We start from the raw sequence: 22,029 nt of genomic DNA on the forward strand, positions 1-22,029 counted from the left end.
AATACTCACTAAAAGAGTAGTCTATTACTTGGAAGCTGCCGAATAGAAAGTGAGATTTGCAGCGATACAATTCACATTAATGATAAGTATAGAAATATGGCAGCTGACGCTGCCATATCAGTCAATATCGTTTAATTTGCGGGAGAGATTTTAATCCAATTTAAATTAAAGTTACCCTGCAAAACATTAAAACGAAGGGTTTGGGCACCACCACTTAGCGCTATGTTGGTTTTGTTCTGGCTCACCCAGTTTTGCCAACCACCGGTAGCCGCCACGTCACTAGCCGAGACTACAGTTTGACCATCGGCCTCTAAGCTATAACGCCCGCCACCTGGATTAGAAGCTACTCTAAACTCGATGTTATAGCTGCCTGCAGGCAAATTAACCGAATACTCGAGCCACTCCCCTGCTGCGGTCCAACCAAGGTTATAACCGCCACCTACATCGGAAGTGATTTGTAGATCTACATCGTCACTACGGTAACTGCCACCCGCATTGCCACTAGTTGTATCGTAATATTGGCTATAGTCTTCTGCTTGAATGAGTACTTCACTAGGAGTGCTCGGATTACCCCCACCAGTGCCGCTGCCGCTATATAGCTGGTACCAATCGAGCAAGGTATCGTTTTGCCCAACATCGGTTTCTAATACAAATTTAAGTGAGCTTGCTGCACTAGTTAAACTAAAACCAATCGTTTGCTCGGTTCTGCTGGTACCAATAAAGCTAGCTGTCCCTACTTTTACATTGTCGGCATAAACACTAATACCCGCTGCCGTGTTATTGCTGGATGAGCCATTAATCACCAAGCTATAGTCGCCAGCTGCTAAGTTACTGCTGCTAACCGTTATCGCTTCACCATTTCCGTAAAGAATAACGCCAGCGTATGGTGACGTAATAGGTTGGCGATAAGACGGTGTAATCCCCCCAGTTTCCAACTCAACTTGCTCAAGTAATTCTCCCTCTGTAGGCGGTGTGCCTCCATTATCATTGGCTGTAACAGTTATAGTCACGGTTGCGCTAGCGCTGGCTTGGCCATCACTAATGGTGTAACTAAAACTATCGCTGCCAACAAAACCACTGTTAGGAGAATAATTTAACGAATCACCAACTTGGCTAACGCTACCGTTGCCCGCTTGGGTATAGCTGGTAATAGATAAAGCATCACCGTCGGCATCGCTATCATTTTGCAGCACTGCAATACTTACCGCGGTATCCTCGATGGTCGCGCTGCTGTCGTTATTGGCGTTTGGAGGGTTATTCCCATCAGATGGTGGAGGGGTAACTACATCACACTCACCCGCTGGACAAATAATTCGATAGTTGCCACTTAGTGCCAACATGCCAAACATATACAAGGTACCGTCGTAGTAGCGGTATTTTCCGCTTGGTACAGGAGTATCCCAAAAAGCTTGAATAAACTCCCATGAGCGTTGGTTGTTAGAGGCCAAACTCGCCATCGCATTCATGGCCACTAAGCCTGGGGAATGATCAGAATTGTTTTGATAAGGCGTTCCATCTAATTCATACAAACTCGCGTAAGAGTCGATGCCTTCACTCTTAAAGAAGCTCTGCAGACTATTTACGTAGGTAGTTTGCCAAGGGTCGGCTTGCCACCAAGCGAAGTCCATTGCTGCGTTGCCCACGGTGCGCCAAGCATCGTATTGGAAGGTATCTTTCCAGTTTTGGAAATCACCATGTGGCGTACCATCAAAGTAAGCATAATCGGGGCTTAAACCATTAGCAGGGTTAACCGTTGTTTTTAAGAAGGCGCGACTGGTCACCGCTAAATCAGCCCAAAACGCATTGTTATTGTCGGCCCAACGCGCCCACAACTCATAAAATGCTGGCAAGTGGTATGAAGGATCAGTCCAGTTTCTGTCGGTTGGTGTGGCCGGAGAAAACACTATTTGTTTTTCCGCATGGTTGAACAAACTAAATTCTTCTAACTGACCTTGGTTGTTGTAACGGGTCTCGCCGTTACCATACATGTCTTTTAAGATTTGATTCGCTTGCGCGCTGTAGTTGAAAATACCGCTGCCATCTCCCCAAAGGTGAGAGGCAAAAAATAAGGCGGTTACAAAATACTCTTCACCATCGGGGGCCGGGTTAGCATCTTGAATATTGCCTGAAGTGCTCACCTTCCATGCAAAGTAGCCTTTGTTGTTACCCGATTTATTGAGCGAATAGGTGTGCGCCCATTTCCACAATTTGTTGAAGTCATCCTGACGGCCCATTTGTACCGCCATCATCATGCCGTACGACATGCCTTCACTACGCACATCGTTGTTGCCCACATCCCAGATATAGGCCATGTCGTTGCCAACCGGAATAAAAATCGCTTGGTTAGTCGTATCGCTGCTATGGAATAGCTGATCGTAAACCGCTTGTACTTTGGCATCTACTTCGGCTTTGGAGTAACCAAGTTCTTGGAACATGTTGCGATATACACCGGTGTCGTAAGCGCCTGCGCTAGGTAAAACGGGGGCATCGGGCAGCGGTGCAATGTCACCGACTCGGTGTAACTCATACCAGTCGAGAAATGTGTCATTACTTCCGTTATCGGTTTCTAGTCTAAATTGAAGATTAGCCGAACTTGGCTGAGTTTCGAGCTTAAAATTGATGCTATTTACTGAGGCACTCGTCCCCGAAAATTCTGTAGCACCGATTTTTTGGCCGCCGAGATAGACGCTAATACCAGCGGCATTATTGGCACTACTTGCTCCTCGAATATCAAGGCGAAACTCGCCCGGAACATTTGATATTTGAGCCGATGTTTCAAGCCCATCATTATTGGCATAAGCAGCTACACCATTAAATGGGCTGTCAATTAGTCCCGAATAACCAGGCAGTAAACTGCCATTCTCCATTTCGAATTTTTGTAGTACTTCGGCCGAACATACTGGAGATAACACCCCAATAGTTAACAGCGTTAATACTGTTCTTTTAAAGATCATTCCTTTTATCCTCATCTATGCAATAACGCAGTTCAGCCATCGAATATTATTTGGTTTTTAAACGATTAGATCGCTCATATTAGTATTGGTAACTAGAGCAAAGGCTGAATGCAGCACAAACCATAGCAGCGCTCAAAAATTATCCAAGGCAGAATGAAAGTGATCATGAAAGAGAAAAGAAATAACGTACAAATTTTATACAGAACTGTGAACAAGGTTAACAAAAAGTTAACGTTAACATTCACAAAATTATGATAAGGATTTTTGCATTAGAGCGCTAAAAACCAAAGAGAGGCTAATGCCTCTCTTAAATTATTTTGCTTTAATCAATTGGCTTAATTACAGCTTGAGCCACCAAGTGTGACAACTTCAGCTGGTGTGTTTACTGTGCCTTTAGAGCCTTGTAAACCAAAGGTCACCGATTGCCCAGGTTGAATGGTCGAGTTCCAAGATAACGAGCTAGCCACATAAGGCTGACTACCTGTTAACGTGCTATTCCAGCTGCTAGTAACGGAAGAGCCGTCACTGTATGACCAGCTCACTTGCCAGCCATTCATCGCAGTTGTGCCTTGGTTGCTAATAGTAATACTGGCCACAAAGCCACTATTCCAATCATTATCTACCGTATAGCTACACACCGCGCCGCCAGGGCCATTATCTGAGTTGCTAACATCAATGCTTACACTATAAATATCACTAGCACCTTTACCATCGCTTACCGTTAAGCTTGCTTGATAAGTACCAGCAGCACTGTAACTGTGGCTAGCTGTAGCCCCTGTGGCGCCATTATTATCACCAAAGCTCCAAGCATAACTCAGCACATCACCGTCTACATCGTTTGCGCAACTAGCGTCAAAATCAATTGACTGACCAACTGTTGTCGCTTCGCTGCTCACAGTAAAACAGGCACTAGGGGGATTATTCACCGTAGTGTCTGTTACCGTAACAGACACAGTAGCACTTGCCTCTAGTTGCCCATCGCTAATGGTATAGCTAAAGCTATCGCTGCCCGAGTAATTGCTATTTGGCGAGTAACTTAAACCGTCACCTACTTGGCTAACACTGCCGTTGCTTGCTTGGGTAAAACTCACAATGCTAATAGTATCGCCATCCGGATCACTGTCATTTTGCAAAACACTAACCACTAGCGGCGTATCTTGAGCAGTTGTAACACTGTCATTTACCGCCACAGGGGATCGATTCTCGGTAGGTGGAACTACCGCATCACATTCTCCAGCAGGGCAATAAATCTGATAGTTACCACTTAATGCCAGCATGCCAAACATATATAAGGTGCCATCGTAATAACGCCACTGACCACTAGGTACTGGAGTATCCCAAAGGGCTTGCACAAACTCCCAAGCTTGTTGATCGTTAGCCGCTAAGCTAGCTAAAGCATTCATCGCTACTAAACCAGGTGAGTGGTCACTATTGTTTTGATAAGGCGTACCATTAAGCTCATACAGGCTTGAGTACGAGTCTATCCCTTCGCTCTTAAAGAAGGCTTGCAAGCTATTTACATATTGAGTTTGCCAGGGATCCTTTTGCCACCACGCAAAGTCCATTGCGGCATTACCAACGGTGCGCCAAGCATCATATTGGAAGGTGGTTTTCCAAGCTTGAAACTCGCCATGCGGAGTGCCATCAAAATAAGCATAATCGGGGCTTAAACCATTGGCTGGGTTAACGGTGGTTTTCAAAAATGCGCGGCTGGTAGTAGCAATGTCCGCCCAAAATTGATTGTTGTTGTTCGCCCAACGCGCCCACAATTCATAGAATGCAGGGAGGTGGTAGGAAGGGTCAGTCCAGTTTCTGTCGGAAGGTGTGGCTGGAGAGAACACAATTTGTTTTTCATTGTGATCAAACAGACTAATTTCTTCTAACTGACCTTGATTGTTGTAACGCATCTCGCCGTTACCGTACATATCATCAAGGATCTGATTAGCTTGCACGCTGTAATTGTAGATACCCGTGCCATCACCCCAACGGTGAGAAGCAAAAAACAAAGCTGTGGCAAAGTATTCTTCACCATCGGGCGCTGGGTAGGCATCTTGTACATCACCGGCAGTGCTTACCTTCCAAGCAAAGTAGCCTTTATTTACACCCGATTTGTTTAGTGAGTACGTGTGCGCCCATTTCCAAAGCTTGTTGAAGTCGTCTTGACGGTTCATTTGCACCGCCATCATCAAGCCATAAGACATGCCCTCACTACGAACATCGTTGTTGCCTACATCCCAGATGTAGGCCATATCATCCCCCACCGGAATAAATATCGCTTTATTGGTGGTATCAGTACTATGAAATAGCTGGTCATATACCGCTTGAACACGGGCTTCAACCTCAGCTTTTGAGTAACCAAGCTCGGCAAACATATTGCGGTATACGCCGGTATTGTATGCCCCATCACTTGGCAATACTGGCGCCGCAGGCAAAGCAGCTATATCGCCTACGCGATGCAGCTCAAACCAATCTAAATAGGTATCGTTACTGCCATCATCGGTTTCTAATTTAAACGAAAGGCTCGAGTTAAGCGGCATCGTGTCTAGTTTGAAACTAATGCTACCCAGCGATGCAGCAGTGCCCACAAACTCTGTTGCACCTATTTTTTTATCATCAAGGTAAACACTAATACCCGCTGCATTATTGGCGCTACTTGCGCCACTAATATCTAACCGAAACTGGCCGGGTGTATTACTAATTTGCGCTGTTGCTTGCACGCCATCATTGTTTGCATAAGCTGCAACACCGTTAAACGGACTATCAATTGCGCTTGAGTAACCGGGTAACAAACTTCCATTTTCCAGCTCAAATTTTTGTAGTAACTCTGCTGAACTTAATGGCGACCATAGCGCTAGGCTCAATAAAGCCAGCACGGGTTTATTTGAGATCATTCCATTTATCCTCTTACATAGTTGGCCCTGAGTGGCAGGTGTTGGCTAAGGCTATGAACACCCCTCACCTAACAGCTCAAGTAATTGTTTGTTGTTTGCTGTAGTTGCTTTTATATGCAGCGCAACCATAGCAGTAAGAGGAAAAAGCCCAAGTTAAAATGCAATCTATCATTATGAGTGATGAAAAATTGTACGTTTTTATGTTTTTTTTGTGAACAAGACAAACAATTGTTAACGCTAACACTGCCTATGCATAAGGGTTTAACTAAGAAATAGATATTACTTAATGGATAATAAAATCTGCCAATTACGCGGTTCAGGCACTGGGCAAATCAAACCAAAGCGCTTCTAGGGCGTAGCTTTCCGTTTTTATGCTTAAGGCTTCTTCACCTGATACACCAACCCCATCGCCGGGTCGAACCGTATAAGCACTACCAGAAGCTTGCTGCAAGTTTGCTGCACCGCTTACCACATGCAAATAGCCACACGCTTTCATCACTTCTAATTCAAACTGGCTATTCGGCTTAAGAGCAAGGCGATAGAGTGCTGCGTCTTGATTCATAATTAGTGAACCATCGCGGCCATCAGGAGTAACAAGTGGGGTTAGTAACTCCCCTTGGCTAATCCGCGCTTGCTGGTAGGCAGGAGCCAAACCCGTTTGCTGCGGTTTAATCCAAATTTGCAAAAACTCTAAATCGTCAACATCAGAGCAATTAAACTCGGAATGACTAAGCCCAGTGCCTGCACTCATCACTTGAATATCACCGGCAGGAACTTGATAACGATTACCCATGCTATCTCGATGTTCAACGGCGCCATGGGTTACGTAGGAAATGATTTCCATATCTTTGTGCTGATGGGTGTCAAAACCCTTACTGGGCGCAACACTATCTTGATTAATAACTCGCAATACTGAATACCCCATGTGTTTGGGGTCGTAATAATTGGCAAAGGAAAAACTGTGCTGGCTTTTAAGCCAACCTAAATCAACAGATCCGCGTTCACGTGCGGGTCGAAAATAATGCATACCCTACTCCACTTCTCTTGCTCGTGTTAGTAATTAAGCTTTAATAAGCTATACGCAGTTATTCATAAGATCGTTTTAAACAGTGTGGCTGTTAAGCCTTAAAGATCCAAGACCTGATTTGTCTCAATAGTTATTCAAGTAATTGTGGGGTTCGCCCACATCATTTGCTATTATTTAGCCGATTTTTAGTCAATAGCGAGGATACAAAATGATTGTAATCACACCTTCTCGGGCTCAGGAACAAGCGTAACTCTGTTACTCCTGCTCAGCCCGGTTATTACCGGGGCGTAACAACGACCCCTATATTCTTTTTATAGCACAACTGTGCTTGGGGTAATCTCAAATGGGTATTTCTTTTTCTCTATCTCAACTTGGATGGAAACCCTTTTTTCAACAACAACTTAATTTAGACGAACTAAGTTCGTACACTGCTGCGCGCGTATTTGAACAGCACCGCAGTGAATATTTGGTCGCCAGTGAACTTGGCTTACAACGCATCACCATTCACCCAAATATGCCTAAAATGGCCGTAGGTGACTGGTTATTGTTAGAGCAAGCCAATACACCCGAGGCTAAATTTGTAAAGCAACTCGAACCCGCTACCTTATTTAGCCGTAAGGCAGTAGGTACCCGTGCTGAACTACAGCTAATTGCCGCCAATGTAGACACGGTATTTATCGTATGTTCATTGAACAATAACTTTAATCTAAGCCGTATTGAACGTTATTTGGCCTTAGCTAATGAAGCAAAAGTAGACCCAGTGGTGGTGCTAACTAAAGCCGATACTTGTGACGACGTACCCAGCTTTATCCAGCAAGTACAAAAGCTTGATCCCATGTTAATGGTTGAAGCAGTCAACTCGCTGGATGCCAACGAGGTGGCCAAACTTAACCCTTGGTGTAAGCAGGGCCAAACGGTTGCCTTTATGGGCTCTTCAGGGGTGGGAAAATCTACCCTAATTAATACGCTGTTAGGTGAACAAACTAGCCAAACAGGGGCAATTAGAGAAGCCGATAGCAAAGGCAGGCACACAACCACGGCGCGCTCAATGCATCTAATGGAGAACGGCGGCTTACTGCTAGACACTCCCGGTATGCGTGAGCTACAACTCAGCGATTGTGAAGAAGGGGTAAATGCCACCTTCAACGATATTACTGAGCTCGCCGAGCAATGTAAGTTCGCCGATTGCCAACACAACAGTGAGCCCGGCTGCCAAGTGCAGCAAGCCATAAGCCAGGGCTTATTAGATGAAAGGCGCTTAGTGAACTACCACAAACTAATGCGTGAGCAACAGTTTAACGCCGCCAGCGTAGCTGAGCGACGAGCCACCGATAGAGACTTAGGCAAGTTTTATCGACGTGTTCAAAACAGTGTTAAGCAGTTGAAACAACGCGGGTAAACCTTATAGGCGATAGCGCATTGCTATCGCCTATCTTCCAACCATCTTATCTATCAATAAGTCACCTAAAACTGTGTACTAACACTGATTTTTTCTATTCATGCTCAGATAAACTCTTAAGCGATGGCGTTTTAGCTTGAGGAAATAGACTGTGAAACGAGTATTACTCAGTGTGTGTTTAATTGCTAACGGCAATGCCCAAGCGGGCGATTTGCAAATCCCTTCTGCCCAGCGTTGGCTTGATAGCGTAGAAAACGAGCTGGCTCCTTTTTGGTTACACCAAGATGCCCATGGTTCACCGATAGGTAACTTTCCAACTTTTCGTTGTAACGACGGCTCAGCTTTTACTCAAGCTAGCCCCTGTTCTGAGCTCAACACGGCTCCCAGCTGGATGAAGCCCCATTTAGGAGAAAGCTACACCCGCATGCAGGCTAGGCACACCTTTGTTTATGGCGTGATCTTTCACCTCACTGGTGATAAGCAGGCCTTGCAACTCGCCAAGGCTGGCGTTGACTACTTACGCACGCATTTACTAGAAGAGCAAGGCTCGGTAGTGAGCGTGACCGAAAACGGACAATCAAAATTTTCAGCTAAACAACGTACCACTCAAGACCTTGCCTACGCTCAATTAGGCATGGCCTTTTACTACTACTTAGCCGGCGATAAAGCAGTACTCAATGATCTACTAAAAGTTAAAGATTATATATTTGATAAATATTGGGACGAGCAACAACAGCGCTTGCGCTGGGTAAATGCGGCATCCACCAACGGCACTGGAGAAGAAGTTGAGCTTGTGGCGCAACTCGACCAAATAAACGCCTATATGTTGCTAATATCGCCATTGCTACCAGAGCCTCACAAAAGCCAGTGGGATAATGATCTTTCAAAACTGCTTAACACCATCACGCAGCAGTTTTTGCGCCCCGATGATTTCCGTTTTTGGGGCACCAAGCATGGCGATAATTACCAACCAGACTCTGCCCGCCATAATGATTTTGGTCATACGGCTAAATCTTGGTGGATGAGTTGGTTAGCCGCCGAGTATTTAGGCCAACAGCAACTTGTTAACCAAAGTAAGCAAGGCCTTCAGGCCACCTTGCAAGCTGCCTTTATTGAACAAGGCGAAGGCGGATGGCGTCGCCTTCCCAATGGCGCTCCAGCTATTTGGTGGGAGTATGCAGAACTCGATCAGGCGGCGGCGAGCCTAGCTTTAGTCGAACCTAAGGCTAAACGTTACCTAGCCAATACCTATCCACAATGGTTTGAGCGCTTTATCGCCGAAGATGGCGGCACCTATCCGGTTGCCAATCAGGGGCTCAAAATTCATCTTTGGAAAAGTGATTACCACGCGCTCGAGCATGCACTCGTCGCCTATCTCACTAGCGCTCAACTAAATGGCGAAAGTGCCCGTTTGTACTTTGCCATGCCCGCAGAGCAAGCCGCTTTGCGCCAACCTTATTTTTATCAAGCTAAAACAAGCCAAGCTAAAGCCTTTGGTAACTGGCAGGGTTTAGCCATTAGCCAAGTTAACTACCAAGATATTGGCATTAAGCGAGAGAAATAAGCTGTTAAAGCACTTGGCCGACTATAGCTGTTCGGTCAAGTGTTTAAGCGCTCTTAATAATAACGCCCTCTTCTACAAGCACCTCGTAACTCCACCTGTCCTTAACTCACAAAGATGCTGAAACCCGATGAAACAAAACATCCCCAAGCTACGAAGTGTTACCATCGATAAGGGTTAAATGAGATGAGATAATCCCATTCAGTGGGCATGTGTAGCAAAGGAACAAGAATGTCGAAGCAATATACTGTGGAATGTATTTGGCCAGCCGAAGCGCGTTTAGGCGAAGGCGTTGTATGGATAGAGCAAGAGCAAGCGCTCTATTGGGTAGACATTCTTAAAGAAACTTTACACCGCTATCAGCCAAGCTCAGGAGAGCAACAAAGCTGGTCGCAAAAGCCAATGATTAGCGCAGTTTTACCGACCCAGATACCCGGAGAAAGCACCACCTTTGTCGCCACCTATGCCGACGGCGTTAAACTGTTACGCGACGGAACGGTTTATCCTTTACTAGACCCAGAACCTCAGTTACCAGACAACCGTCTTAATGATGCTTGGGTTGCTCCAAATGGTGATCTTTGGTTAGGTTCAATGGATTGCCAAATTAAACAAGACTCAGGAAAGTTTTACCGCTTAACGCCAGCGCTTAGCCTTAGCTCGTTAAGTGAGAAATACTGGGTTACCAATGGCCCAACCTTTTGTGATAAACAAGGCTATGGATATTTTGTAGATACCGAAAACTTTACCATTCTTCGCAGCAAGTTAACTGATGATGGTGATGCATCAGCATTAGAGCCTTGGCTGGAGATTGACCGCAGCTTTGGCAACCCCGATGGAATCACTATCGACGCAGAGCAACACATTTGGGTAGCCCACTACAATGGTGCTCAAGTAAGCCGCTATACGCCAGAAGGAAAACTAGAACGGCAAATTGCCATTCCAGCTCTTAATGTCACTAAATGTGCCTTTGGCGGACCAAACCTAAGCACCTTATATGTGGTGAGCGCTCGTGAAGGCATGAGTGAGCAACAGCTACGCGATTATCCGCTAAGTGGCGGCGTTTTTGCCGTAGAGCTTGAAGATATTAAGGGTGTAGCAACACCGGCGTTTGCTATCAACGAATACCCAGCGCCTTAAACAACTAATCACAGCAGTAGGCTCAAGCGCTAAGGCTTGAGCCTATTAACTATTTGCTCTTACTGTTCCGTTTCCACTTGCAAGATCCGCTGATAAAGCGAGTCTTTTAGCAAGGAGCGATCGTGCTTCAACTGGTGCATAGCTTGGTCGTCAATCGGTGAATTGCTGAGTTCTAAATCTCTAATTTTATTGTCTAAGTCTTCGTAGTGCTGAGCATCTTTAGCAAAATTTTCGTCGCTGTTAACTAAGCTTAAAATACTTGCTTTAGACTTGGGAAATTCGTGCAGTAATGAATGGCTTTCACCTAGCATAGTGAACCTCTTATTTTGTTGATTGGGGTGAATAAACTATTCGCTTTAGCGCTTGGCTTGATGAGCTATAGAAATAAGAAAGCTCCGCGTTTCTCTTTCGAGTTAACACCGTAGGAGCTTTCTTGTTAGCTTGTTCTAGTTAATATCTTGAACGTTCATAACTAACTGTTCCCAGTTACGCTGGTTCTCGATATCGTGCTCTAAGCCCTGCTCGTCGGCAATTTGGAAACGCTTAACTGCAGGTGTTTTACTGGTAGCTTGGTATAGCCAATATGCTTCTGCTTTAAGCGCTTCATCGATCGGTTTATCGATTGACTCGTACACCATCTGCTTACAAGCGTTAATTGATTCTGCAGGGAACTTAGATATACGTTGCGCGAGCGCATCAACATAAGGACCAATTTCATCGGGTTCTAAAGCCTTATTAATGGTGCCGTAAGCTTCTGCTTCGTCAGCACTAAAATCACGTGCACTTAATACAATTTCTAAAGCGCGGCCCAAACCCACTTGGCGAGCCATACGTGAAGCACCGCCACCACATGGCAAGATGCCCATGCCCACTTCCATTTGCATGAATTTGTATTTGCCGCGTGCTGCAAAGCGCATATCACAAGCTAGGGCAAACTCATGACCGCCGCCACGGGCAAAGCCTTCAAGTTTAGCAATGGTCGCTTGAGGCAACTTGCTAATGCGCTCAAGTACTGCTTGTAAGTCGAGTAGTTTTGCGTCTTCGCGAGATACCGCCTCAGTCGACATGTCTTTAAGCAAGTCCGTATCATAATGACATACCCAAATTTCTGGATTTGCCGATTGAAATACCACCACTTTTACACTGCGGTCGCGTTCTAAACGCAGCGCCAAACCATTTAGGTCAGCTAGCATCTCCTGGCCTTGTACGTTAACCGTTCCAAAATCAAAAGTGACATATAAAATCGCGTCATCTTGTTTTGCGCTAAATGTTGTGTAGCCTTGGTAAGCCATATTCAGTTCCTTCCATTTTATGATTGTTTCGTTATCAGCCCGTGGATAACTAACTACAAAGTATTCCTAGCTCATTGTTTAAACAATCAAAGAAAAAACGAAACTAAATAAAGAAAAGATTAACAATATAAGCCATTGAATTTAATGATTAATATAGAGGTTAAACATAAGAGAAACCTAATTAATGAATGGCTACAGCAAGGTCGAAAAGTGTTTCTAACCTGAACATAAAAAATGCAGTTCATCACTACAAACCGAAACTCGCTTAATAAGAAAAACCTTGAGAAATAACAGGTGGTGGTGATTGGCAAACTAGCATTAAAAAGTCACTTTAAGCTTTATTTAAACCAATAAAAAAGCGGCTCTAGTGCAGCCGCTTATTAACTTGATATTGAATGTTTTTAGATTAAATCTCTGGGCAACTTTCTACCATGCATAGGTCTCAATCGCATTTTTCTTCGCCATTGGATTATGCGCGATATGCTGATTAATGTTCTGCAAGAAAGATTGGCGAACCTCGGGCCAAACCCCGCGCATAGACGCTATGTTGTTACCATGGTCACCCCAGTAATAACACGGGAAATCATCCATGTTTTCCAGCAAGTACTTTTCCTCTTCTAAGATCTGTAGCGGTGTGGGTAGAGCAAACTCTCCCCGATGTAGCTCCCGCTCCAACTCGCTACCAGGTTGAATAGCAAGCGCCATTGGCGCAATCGCATCTGGACGCATAATGTTAAGCAAACTAGTGGTGTTTTTTGCATGCTCAACAGAACGCTCTTTGCCACCAAGACCAAAGATAAACGAGGCAAGCACTTGAATATTTGCTTCACGCGCCATCTCCATACCTTTAATTGCATGCTCACGTGTCATGCCCTTTTTAATCCGCTCCAGCACAATAGGATCGCCAGACTCTAATCCAGAATAAGCTGTAGTTAGCCCCGCCGAACGCAAATCTTTTAGCTCCGACATACTCTTACGACGAAAATCATTAAAGCCCGAATACAGCGCCAAGTGCTTTAGCTCAGGAAAGGTCACTTTAATTTTATCAAGGATCTTTAACAGCTTTTCGGTGCGCATCGCCATTACATTGCCGTCGATAAGAAATATTGACTCGACCTTGCGATGTAACAATCTCGCTTCATCAATGTCTTTAAAGATCGCCTCAAGCTCACGCACTTTAAAACGTTTGTCGTCGAACATAGTACAGAAGGTACACTGGTTATTGCTGCAACCTAGCGTGGTTTGAATAAGTACACTCTTGGCTTCCATCCAAGGACGATAGATTTTACCTTCATAATGCATATTAGGCTCCTCAACCTAGGGCGTTTATCGCCGAGAAGTCTACTGCTATGTCTGAGCAGGGATAAGAAAGTGAAACGCAGAATCAGTGTTAATAAAAAATTAATAATGTAGTTAAGGTAAGGTCGCTGAAAAACCTACTTCAAAAATGTTATTCGGGCCTGATAGGTCTCACTATTCCAAGTGACACTTCATTATTAACAAAAACTTAAAACTGATTTTGTATTTGTCCTTCTTATCAAACTAAACATGCTGCCTATACTGAACCGCAATCAATGACAAACAATAACGGATAGAGGTTCATCATCATGAAAGCAACTGTGATTCGCGCATTCGGTGACAGCAAGGTATTTGAAACAGCAGAAATAGCTAAACCAGAGCTTAAATCAGGTCACCTGTTAATAAAGGTTGCGGCGTCTAGTATTAACACCATCGACATGATGATTCGTGACATGGGTGAAGCCTTACCTTTTCACCCTAAGCTCCCAGGTGTTTTGGGAATGGATTTCGCGGGTACAATTGAAGCGGTTGGTGAAGGCGTAAACAACTTTAAGGTTGGAGATGAAGTATACGGCTGTGCTGGCGGTCTTGGTGAACTGCAAGGCTCGTTGGCAGAATACATGCTGGCAGATGCGAATTTAGTCGCTCACAAGCCAAGCAACATCTCCGTGCGAGAAGCCGCTGCGCTGCCGTTAGTGGGTATTACCGCCTACGAAGGTTTGGTTAGAGCAGGCATTACAGCAGGTCAAAAAGTACTTGTTCATGGCGGCGCCGGTGGCGTGGGACATGTTGCACTACAACTTGCTAAACATTTTGGTACTGAGGTTTTTGCAACTGGTGCCGCTGGCGAGCAAACTGATCTCATCGCAGCGCTTGGCGCAACAGCAATCGACTTTAAAACCGAAGCCGTTGCAGACTATGTTGAAAAGTACACCAAGGGCGCTGGGTTTGACGTAATTTTTGATTCAGTGGGCGGTGCCAATATCAATAACTCTATTGAAGCGGCCAAGCTAAACGGTCAAATTGCCACCACGCTGTCTATGCACGAACAAGACTTAACCATGGTGCACATGAAAGGCCTGTCTTTACATGTTGTGTTTATGCTTTTACCGATGATCTACAACCAAGGTCGAGCTGCACACGGTAAGATCCTAGAAGCACTGGCAAAAGTTGTTGAGGCTGGCGAATTAAAACCAGTACTTGATAGCCAACAATTTGCCCTAGCCGATGCCGCAGCAGCGCACGATCGCCTAGCCAGTGGTCAAGCAATTGGCAAGGTTGTCGTTGATATTAACTAGGGTCTGATGATCTTTGGTGTTGAAGTTTTGTTCGGGCAGCATTTCTTAGCCATTTATTCAGCGTTAGCGAGTGATTATTAAGCCCACTTAACTGCACACTCACTGCCTTGCCTAAATGGCTAATAAATTGCTGCAAAAACCATCAGCAAAGGCCAATAGACCCTAGTCGCTACCCATAACGCTTAGTGGCTTGCCGTAAAGCAAGCCACTGCTGTTTCTGCCCTCACCGAAACCAAGGTCATCTAGATGTTTGCCGTATCGCCAACCTTAACACTCATCATCAAGCGCACGCTGCCACTCACTGTGGGTTTGTTTGCCATTATGTTGGTGCAACTGGTTGATTCAGTATTTATCGGCATGCTTGGCCTTAACCAACTTGCGGTTCATGGCATTACCTTACCCTTTCAAGCAGCGTTTATTGGTATTCAAGTAGGTATTGGGGTTGCAGCAACGTCTATTATTTCTAAAGCCTGTGGCGGCCGCGATAAGCTAAAATCTCAAACCGTTGCCACATTAGCAGCGGCTGGCGGCACCTTGTTTATCACTCTACTGGGCGTGGTGTTGTGGCTGTTACAAGAGCCAATATTGGCGACCTTCATTGCCTCCGATGTAAGCTCGGCAAAACAACTAGCGTTGGCAGCGATCTTTAATCGCTATTGGCCAGTTTGGCTGTTAAGTGCTATCTCTGTGGCCGCGCTATACTTGGTATCTTGTGTCTATCGAGCAAATGAAGATACAAAAACCACCGGACAAATGTTCCTGTTGGCCAGTATTATCAACCTGATACTAGACCCTTTGCTTATTTTTAGTTTTAACATGGGCATTGTAGGGGCAGCCCTTGCCTCTACCTTAAGTTACAGCATTTGTACTCTGTATATGCTGTATAAAGCACGCGGCAAACAGTGGTTTGCTGCTATAAACTTAAGCTCACTCAGTAGCACTAAACAGCAAGCCATACAAAACTCGCCCTATTTTTACTATGGCAAAGAGTTAATTCGCACCACGGTGCCAACCATATTGAATCAGTCACTGCCTTCATTAAGCGCCTTTATTTGTATGCTGCTAATTGCTCAGATTGGCACCGAGGAAATCGCCTTCTGGAGCCTACTGTCTCGACTAGAAAGCTTTCTTCTGGTTTTTACTCTAGCTTTAACCATGGCCATCCCCCCTATTATTGGCCGCTACCTTGGCGAAGGTAAGCTAAACGAAATTGTTGAGGTGTTAACGGTTACCGCCAAGTTTTTACTTGTGTTTCATCTAGTCATTGCTCTTATCGCAGCGATCAGCTCTCCTTATATTATTCCGCTGATAAGTGCTGATAAGATGATGCAAAACTGGTTTAGCATCGCTCTGTGGGTCATTCCTTTTAGCTATGCACCTCTTGGCCTTTGCATGCTGGTGGTTTCAGCATTTAATGCCTTAGGGGAAGCTCGCCGTGCCTTGTTTGTATCTATGGTTCGTTTGTTGGTTTTATATGTTCCAGCCATTTGGCTTGGCACATCAACAGATAGCATTATTCAAACAATTATCGCGGCTTGTATTGCCAATACACTTGCAGGCGCATACGCATGGTTTAAGCTAAAACAATGCACTGCGCTTCAGTTTACCCGTTCACAACTTGCCTAACAAAAAGGTCTAAATAATACGATGAATATTGAGCACCTCCGCTTGTTTGTAAGAGTCGCAGCCACCCACAATATTAGCCTAGCGGGAAAAGAACTTGGCTTGTCTGCACCGGTAGCCAGTATGCATATCAATAAGCTTGAAGAAAGCATTGGCGCTCGACTTATTCATCGCACCACCCGTAAGGTTTCACTCACCGAAGAAGGCGAAGCACTTTTACCCTATGCCGATGAGATATTGGCCAGCGTTGATGCGGCCCGCTCAACGGTGGGAACAGGCAAAGCCCAAGCAACGGGTACATTAAGAATTACCGCTCCCGCCTCCTTTGGCCGAATGCATGTTATACCCGCTCTAAAAGGCTTTTTGGATAAGCATTCAGAGCTATCTGTCGATATTCGTTTGACCGACTCCATGATAGATATGATTGAAGGTGGCTTTGATGTCGCCATCCGAGATGCAGATCTGAAAGATTCAACCCTTATTGCCAAAAAGCTAGCTACCGATAAACGGATTATCTGCGCCTCACCGGATTACCTTGCAGCATACGGAAACCCAACATCCCTCGAAGATTTAAAGCACCATAGCTGTATTAAGCAGATGGGTTTTGATACTTGGAGCTTCAATACCCCTAATGGCCTGCAAAACATAAAGCTAAAAAGCAGAGTTCGAGTAGACCACGGAGAAGCGGTGCGCGACGCAGCCTTGCAAGGTTTGGGGGTTGCCATGTGTGCAGAGTGGTTAGTCTACAAGCAGCTAGAAAATGGCAACTTGGTCGAAGTGCTACAAGATTATAGCCTTAATGATGCAGCTGCTATTTGGGCGGTTTATCCCAGCTCTCGGCTTTTGGCACCTAAAGTGAGAGCCTTTCTTGATTACTTCGCAGAATACTATGGCGCTCCCCCTTATTGGGAAAACTAGGCAAGATTATTACTCCCCCTAATAAAACACTTAGGCGATGCCTTAACCGGATAATTGGCAGCCCAAATAAAGCTCATTGTTGAGCGTTATATCGCCTTTAAAGTGCCCTACAAAACACCCTACAACTTAACCCTACGGCTAATACAAAACCGCTAATTAATTGTTTAATCACTTATTAATTGAAGTGCATTTTTATCAATGATTTAATAGCCCCTTTGCACCTGTAAAGTTGAAGCTAAAAGCGTTTCATCTGAAGGTAGTTAATCAAATATACACGGAGTTTTAGATGAAGAATGTTCTTATCGCAGGCGGTTTGTTAGCCATTGGGGCCGGAGCGGGTGGCTACTGGTATTCTCAGCAGGCTACAAACCTTAATAGCGAAGCGGGTGCACTCGCGTATATTCCTGCCGATACTGCGGTATTTTCTGCTCAACTAAAACCGTTCCCAATCAAAGCCTATGTTGATTCAATGGCAGGTTCATACAACAATTTACCAAGTGACGCCTTTGCCGAAACAGATGTAAGTGACCCGCGCGGTAAGTTTTTCATTGCCTTATTCGAAAGCTACAACGAAGCACTAAAAGACGGGCAAACCTTTGTAGATACCTTTGGTTTAGCCAACGATATTCACAGCTACTTTTATACCTTAGGCATCATCCCAGTACTTAAAGTAGAAGTAAGCAAAGCCGATGCTATTTGGGCTTGGTTAGATAAAGCCGAACAGCAAAGTGGTTTTAGCCATACTAAACAAACGCTTAACGGCGTTGAGTATCGCGCTTATCGTTTGAGCGATGACAGTGACTCAGAAACCGCAGATTTAGTCGTAGCCGTAAACAATGGCCTACTTACCATTACTTTAAATACCTCGCTTAATGAAAACAGCTTGTTAGAAACCGCATTAGGTCTTAAACCAGCAGAGCAGCCGATCAACGCCACCACATTAATCCAAGACAGCCTAACCAAACATGGCTTCATGGAAGAAGGCATTGGCTTTATTAACCACCAAGAGATTGCTAAAGCAATAACCACAAAAGATGGCAACCTACTGGCAAAACACCTTACTAAGTTAGCCCAAATGGATAATAGCAACGAGCTTACAAGCTTACGTACTCCAGTTTGTGAGCAAGAGTTTGCCAGCATTACCGCTAACTGGCCAAAAACGGTAATGGGTTTTGATAGCTTAAGCATCAACGATAAAGAAAGCAGCTTTGGCGTGCGCATGGTGGTAGAGAGCAACAACAGCGTATTACTTAGCGCCTACCAAGCGATGAGTGGCTTTATTCCTTCTTATGCTTCAAACACCGAAAATGCAGTATTTAGCATGGCTTATGGCATTGATGTAAACCAACTGGTGCCTTCATTACTATCCGTTTGGGAAGAAATGCTTACCCCTGATTACCAGTGTGAGCCGCTACAAAACGTGCAAATGGCTATGCAGCAACAAAACCCAGGTATGGTTGGCATGATGACCGGCATGGCTAACGGCCTTAAGGGCATTGGCATGGCCGTGTTTGATTACAAACTGGCTGACATTAGCCGCCCAGAAGAGCTAGAAAGCCTAGACGCCATTATTAGTGTGTCTGCCGACAACCCAGGTGCCTTGTTCGACATTGCCAAACAGTTCTCACCAGAGCTAGCCAGTATAAGCTTGCCAGCCGATGGCACACCGGTTGATGTTAGCCACTTACTTCCGCTACCCCCTACCACCAACATTCAGCCCCAGCTAGCACTTAAAGGTAACCACCTTGTATTGTTTAACGGCCAGCGTGCTGCAGAAGTGAGTCAACAACTAGCTTCAGAGCCAGTGGCGAACAACGGGCTTTTAAGCATGTTCATCGACTACCAGCAAATGTTTGAGCCGATTATTAGTGGTATTGAATTAAGCGGAGAAGAAGTGCCACAGGAATTGATGGACTTAAAAGACTACCGAATTAAAGCGCAAATGAATATGGCCGTGAATGACCAAGGTATTTCTTTTGGTTCAAGCATGACTAGCCAAGCAGACAACGCGGTAAACTAAGCAAGTCTTTGCAACCAATAAGCAACGCTCTGTAACTAAAAGGCTCGCAATAGCGAGCCTTTTTGATTTCAAATTCTGGTGAATAACTTTTAATTAACCCGATGATAGACCCGCTCTGGCCGGCCTACTGCACCATAAGCCACCTCAGGCGTAAGCTCATTACAACTCACTAAATACTCCAAATAACGCCTTGCTGTAGTGCGGCTACTGCCAATTTGTTTGCCGGCTAACTCAGCCGTTAGAGAAGCATGTTCACTAAACAGTGCGCGCACTTTATCTAGCGTTACCGCGTCCACGCCTTTGGGTAAGCGCTTTTTGCTTTCGGCTACCGCGCCTTCACTCATTGGCATTAACTTATCTACATCTTGCTGCTCAAAAGAGCTGTTTTGATCAAGCCTGCGTAAGTAGTTCTTATAGTTATTTAAGGATTCTTGTAAACGCGGAAATACCACCGGTTTTAGAATGTAGTCAAATACCCCATTACGCAGCGCTTCTTGCAAGGTTGAGGCTTCTTTAGCGGCGGTGAGCAACATAACATCAATGGCAAGATCTTGGCTGCGAATATGTTTTAGCAATTCTAGGCCGGTGCCGTCGGGTAGGTACACATCTAACAGCAAAAGTTGTGGAGGTTTAGCCTTAATGTGGATCATCGCATCGGCAATGCTCAAGGCAATGCCAGATACTTCAAAATCACTCACACGCTGCAAGTACTGGCGATGGATCTCGGCAATCCCCGCATCATCTTCAACAATTAATACCTGAATCAAATGGCTACTCCTGCTTTAACTGCTTGGGAATATACACCGTAAAACGGGTGCCCAAATTGTCACTACTAAACTCAACATTTCCACGCAAAATTTGCACGGTTTCTTTTACTAGGTAAAGGCCAATGCCGTGGTCGCCTTGGGTTTTGGTGGTCACTCCCTGCTCGTAGATATTGGCTTGTAAGTTATCTTGAATACCACCAGCAAAATCTTCTACTTCTATAATTATGTCGTTACCCAAATCGGTCATAGAGAGATTAATCGGCTCGCGGCCATTGCTAGCACGTGTTGCCTCAAAAGCGTTATCTAAAAGGTTAGCCACTATGGTAACGATTTGCTCCGAGCCACAGTGTGCTGGTAAGTCGCGCAAGCTGCTGTCGGGGTCAATATTTAGGGTTAAACCAAGCTCCCTCGCCCGGTGAAACTTACCCAAAATACAGCCCGCTATTACCGAGTCTTCTACTGCTTCAATCAAAAAGCGAATCAGTTCTTGGAATTGATCATTTGCTTGGCCAATAAAAGATAAGGCTTTATCACTTTCGCCTAACTGAATTAAACCAGCAATGGTATTTAGCTGATTAGAATGCTCATGGTTTTGTACCCGCAAGGCTTCTGAGTGCGCCTTAATTTGCGATAACTGCTTAGTGAGCAAGGTGATCTCATCTTTCCGCCTAAAGCTAGAAACCATGCCAATAAAGTTTTGTTGCTGGTCTTTCATCGGCACTCGATTAGCAATCACTAAATGCCCGTTAAGCAGTAACTCCACATCGCTTTGCGCTTGCGGCTGATCGAGTAGTTCAGCCATATCACTATCGGGTAGCCAATCTCGCAGCGGTAAACCAACCGGACTAATCGATTTTCCTTGTAGGTCTTTGCCTAATAAGCGAATCGCATTAGCATTCACATTAGTAATAATGCCTTCTCGATTAATCGCTATCACCCCTTCACGAATGGTGTTTAAGGTGGCTTGCAGCTCTGCATATAAGCGGGTCATTTGCTCCGGTTCAAAACCCAACAATGTGTCTTTTATCCGTTGAGCCAGCCACCAACCAATCAGCATATTGAGAGACAACACCGCCATCACCAACAGCACCATAAAGTGCAAATAGGGTTGCAGTTGTACGTCGATTTTCTCTAGCAAATATCCAACCGAGACAATACCAATGATCTGCCCCTGTTGATCTTTAACTGGCACTTTACCACGCACCGATACCCCCAAAGATCCCTTGGCTTGCGACACATACTCTTGCCCTAGTACCAGAGCAGCATGGTTATCGCCTCCCACCATCGGTTTGCCAATACGTTCGCTTTTGGGGTGAGCCAAGCGGATCCCATCAACATCCCCTACCACAATAAAACTGGCGCCCATGGTGCGGCGCAATTCTTCTGCTAAAGGCTGTAAGTTTGCGCTATCTCGGCGCTCTACCGCACTCACTACATCGGGCAGCTTAGCCACTACTCGCGCTACATCTAAGGCCCGCTCCCCTTTGTCTTGGTATTCAGAGTCGCTTACGTACCAATAGCTGGTCACTACCACAATGCTTAACTGAATAAGGCTGTAAATCAGCATTATTAGCAATAAGCGAGCACGGTAGCTTGGTAAGCGAGCTTGTTGATACATCTAAACTTTTCCCTGTTTGTTTCAATTTAGCTTAGCACGAGCTTAGCGAGCAGCTCCCGTGAACAATATGCACTTAATTACCAATATGGATTTTAAAGCCATTACTTGGCTTACATTTCAAAATCTCAGGCTTCCATTAACATTAATTTAACTTTATTCGCCAGCTAGCGGTATTTAAGCATGGCAGCAACCACTTTCAGCCACGCTGAAAGCCCTATGCAACAA

At 45.1% G+C, this 22,029-nt stretch carries 15 protein-coding genes; 7 read left to right on the forward strand and 8 right to left on the reverse strand.

All coding sequences use genetic code 11. The annotated features are described in order from the left end of the window. Positions 1-131 precede the first annotated feature (131 nt). The 3 genes from OAG1_RS16105 to OAG1_RS16115 form a co-directional block, all read right to left on the reverse strand. Positions 132-2,954, reverse strand: a complete 2,823-nt coding sequence (locus OAG1_RS16105; protein ID WP_338621987.1) for a glycosyl hydrolase family 8 — start codon at positions 2,952-2,954, stop codon at positions 132-134. 335 nt (positions 2,955-3,289) lie between these two features. Next, the gene (locus OAG1_RS16110) at positions 3,290-5,845 is read right to left on the reverse strand and encodes a glycosyl hydrolase family 8 (protein WP_338621988.1); all 2,556 of its coding nucleotides are present in this window, start codon (positions 5,843-5,845) and stop codon (positions 3,290-3,292) included. A gap of 316 nt (positions 5,846-6,161) precedes the next feature. After that, on the reverse strand, positions 6,162-6,872 hold the full coding sequence (locus OAG1_RS16115) for a pirin family protein (protein ID WP_338621989.1): 711 nt from the start codon (positions 6,870-6,872) through the stop codon (positions 6,162-6,164). Between the two features lie 343 nt (positions 6,873-7,215). On the opposite strand from OAG1_RS16115, the gene rsgA reads away from it, so the two are divergent. The 3 genes from rsgA (at position 7,216) to OAG1_RS16130 (ending at position 10,969) form a co-directional block, all read left to right on the forward strand. Next, a complete protein-coding gene (gene rsgA / locus OAG1_RS16120; protein ID WP_338621990.1) occupies positions 7,216-8,271 on the forward strand; it encodes a ribosome small subunit-dependent GTPase A in 1,056 nt (351 codons plus the stop codon). A 151-nt stretch (positions 8,272-8,422) separates the two neighbouring features. Continuing rightward, positions 8,423-9,835 carry a hypothetical protein gene (locus OAG1_RS16125; protein WP_338621991.1) on the forward strand — a complete coding sequence of 471 codons (1,413 nt, stop codon included), beginning with the start codon at positions 8,423-8,425 and terminating at the stop codon, positions 9,833-9,835. A 228-nt stretch (positions 9,836-10,063) separates the two neighbouring features. Then, positions 10,064-10,969 (forward strand): SMP-30/gluconolactonase/LRE family protein, encoded by a 906-nt coding sequence (locus OAG1_RS16130; RefSeq protein WP_338621992.1) that lies wholly within the window; start codon positions 10,064-10,066, stop codon positions 10,967-10,969. 59 nt (positions 10,970-11,028) lie between these two features. On the opposite strand, the gene OAG1_RS16135 is transcribed toward OAG1_RS16130, so the two are convergent. The 3 genes from OAG1_RS16135 to OAG1_RS16145 form a co-directional block, all read right to left on the reverse strand. Beyond that, complete coding sequence (locus OAG1_RS16135) at positions 11,029-11,280, reverse strand: YdcH family protein (RefSeq protein WP_338621993.1); 252 nt, start codon at positions 11,278-11,280, stop codon at positions 11,029-11,031. Between the two features lie 135 nt (positions 11,281-11,415). Continuing rightward, positions 11,416-12,261 (reverse strand): enoyl-CoA hydratase/isomerase family protein, encoded by an 846-nt coding sequence (locus tag OAG1_RS16140; protein WP_016400918.1) that lies wholly within the window; start codon positions 12,259-12,261, stop codon positions 11,416-11,418. 426 nt (positions 12,262-12,687) lie between these two features. Next, entirely contained in the window at positions 12,688-13,563 is an 876-nt protein-coding gene (locus tag OAG1_RS16145; RefSeq protein WP_338621994.1) for a radical SAM protein, read from the reverse strand. 305 nt (positions 13,564-13,868) lie between these two features. Between OAG1_RS16145 and OAG1_RS16150 the strand changes: the two genes are divergently transcribed. The 4 genes from OAG1_RS16150 to OAG1_RS16165 all read left to right on the forward strand — a co-directional run bounded on the left by OAG1_RS16150 (position 13,869) and on the right by OAG1_RS16165 (position 19,419). Continuing rightward, positions 13,869-14,858 (forward strand): zinc-dependent alcohol dehydrogenase family protein, encoded by a 990-nt coding sequence (locus OAG1_RS16150; protein WP_338621995.1) that lies wholly within the window; start codon positions 13,869-13,871, stop codon positions 14,856-14,858. Positions 14,859-15,104: 246 nt separating this feature from the next. Next, the gene (locus tag OAG1_RS16155; RefSeq protein WP_338621996.1) at positions 15,105-16,484 is read left to right on the forward strand and encodes an MATE family efflux transporter; all 1,380 of its coding nucleotides are present in this window, start codon (positions 15,105-15,107) and stop codon (positions 16,482-16,484) included. A 21-nt stretch (positions 16,485-16,505) separates the two neighbouring features. After that, entirely contained in the window at positions 16,506-17,399 is an 894-nt protein-coding gene (locus tag OAG1_RS16160) for a LysR family transcriptional regulator (RefSeq protein ID WP_338621997.1), read from the forward strand. Positions 17,400-17,685: 286 nt separating this feature from the next. Then, positions 17,686-19,419 (forward strand): hypothetical protein, encoded by a 1,734-nt coding sequence (locus OAG1_RS16165; protein WP_338621998.1) that lies wholly within the window; start codon positions 17,686-17,688, stop codon positions 19,417-19,419. Positions 19,420-19,508: 89 nt separating this feature from the next. Here OAG1_RS16165 and OAG1_RS16170 read toward each other — a convergent pair whose 3' ends face one another. Then, positions 19,509-20,186, reverse strand: a complete 678-nt coding sequence (locus tag OAG1_RS16170) for a response regulator (protein ID WP_152779954.1) — start codon at positions 20,184-20,186, stop codon at positions 19,509-19,511. A 4-nt stretch (positions 20,187-20,190) separates the two neighbouring features. Further along, complete coding sequence (locus OAG1_RS16175; protein WP_338621999.1) at positions 20,191-21,804, reverse strand: sensor histidine kinase; 1,614 nt, start codon at positions 21,802-21,804, stop codon at positions 20,191-20,193. Between the last annotated feature and the right edge of the window lie 225 nt (positions 21,805-22,029).

Source organism: Agarivorans sp. OAG1, from assembly GCF_037076485.1.
Classification (GTDB): Bacteria; Pseudomonadota; Gammaproteobacteria; order Enterobacterales; family Celerinatantimonadaceae; genus Agarivorans; species Agarivorans albus.

What these genes read in the sequence shown, in the direction of transcription:
- OAG1_RS16115 (WP_338621989.1), bottom strand. Translation starts at nt 6,872, where the DNA reads ATGCATTATTTTCGACCCGCACGTGAACGCGGATCTGTTGATTTAGGT.
- OAG1_RS16150 (WP_338621995.1), top strand. Translation starts at nt 13,869, where the DNA reads ATGAAAGCAACTGTGATTCGCGCATTCGGTGACAGCAAGGTATTTGAA.
- OAG1_RS16105 (WP_338621987.1), bottom strand. Translation starts at nt 2,954, where the DNA reads ATGATCTTTAAAAGAACAGTATTAACGCTGTTAACTATTGGGGTGTTA.
- OAG1_RS16155 (WP_338621996.1), top strand. Translation starts at nt 15,105, where the DNA reads ATGTTTGCCGTATCGCCAACCTTAACACTCATCATCAAGCGCACGCTG.
- OAG1_RS16140 (WP_016400918.1), bottom strand. Translation starts at nt 12,261, where the DNA reads ATGGCTTACCAAGGCTACACAACATTTAGCGCAAAACAAGATGACGCG.
- rsgA (WP_338621990.1), top strand. Translation starts at nt 7,216, where the DNA reads ATGGGTATTTCTTTTTCTCTATCTCAACTTGGATGGAAACCCTTTTTT.
- OAG1_RS16130 (WP_338621992.1), top strand. Translation starts at nt 10,064, where the DNA reads ATGTCGAAGCAATATACTGTGGAATGTATTTGGCCAGCCGAAGCGCGT.
- OAG1_RS16175 (WP_338621999.1), bottom strand. Translation starts at nt 21,804, where the DNA reads ATGTATCAACAAGCTCGCTTACCAAGCTACCGTGCTCGCTTATTGCTA.
- OAG1_RS16165 (WP_338621998.1), top strand. Translation starts at nt 17,686, where the DNA reads ATGAAGAATGTTCTTATCGCAGGCGGTTTGTTAGCCATTGGGGCCGGA.
- OAG1_RS16110 (WP_338621988.1), bottom strand. Translation starts at nt 5,845, where the DNA reads ATGATCTCAAATAAACCCGTGCTGGCTTTATTGAGCCTAGCGCTATGG.
- OAG1_RS16160 (WP_338621997.1), top strand. Translation starts at nt 16,506, where the DNA reads ATGAATATTGAGCACCTCCGCTTGTTTGTAAGAGTCGCAGCCACCCAC.
- OAG1_RS16145 (WP_338621994.1), bottom strand. Translation starts at nt 13,563, where the DNA reads ATGCATTATGAAGGTAAAATCTATCGTCCTTGGATGGAAGCCAAGAGT.
- OAG1_RS16135 (WP_338621993.1), bottom strand. Translation starts at nt 11,280, where the DNA reads ATGCTAGGTGAAAGCCATTCATTACTGCACGAATTTCCCAAGTCTAAA.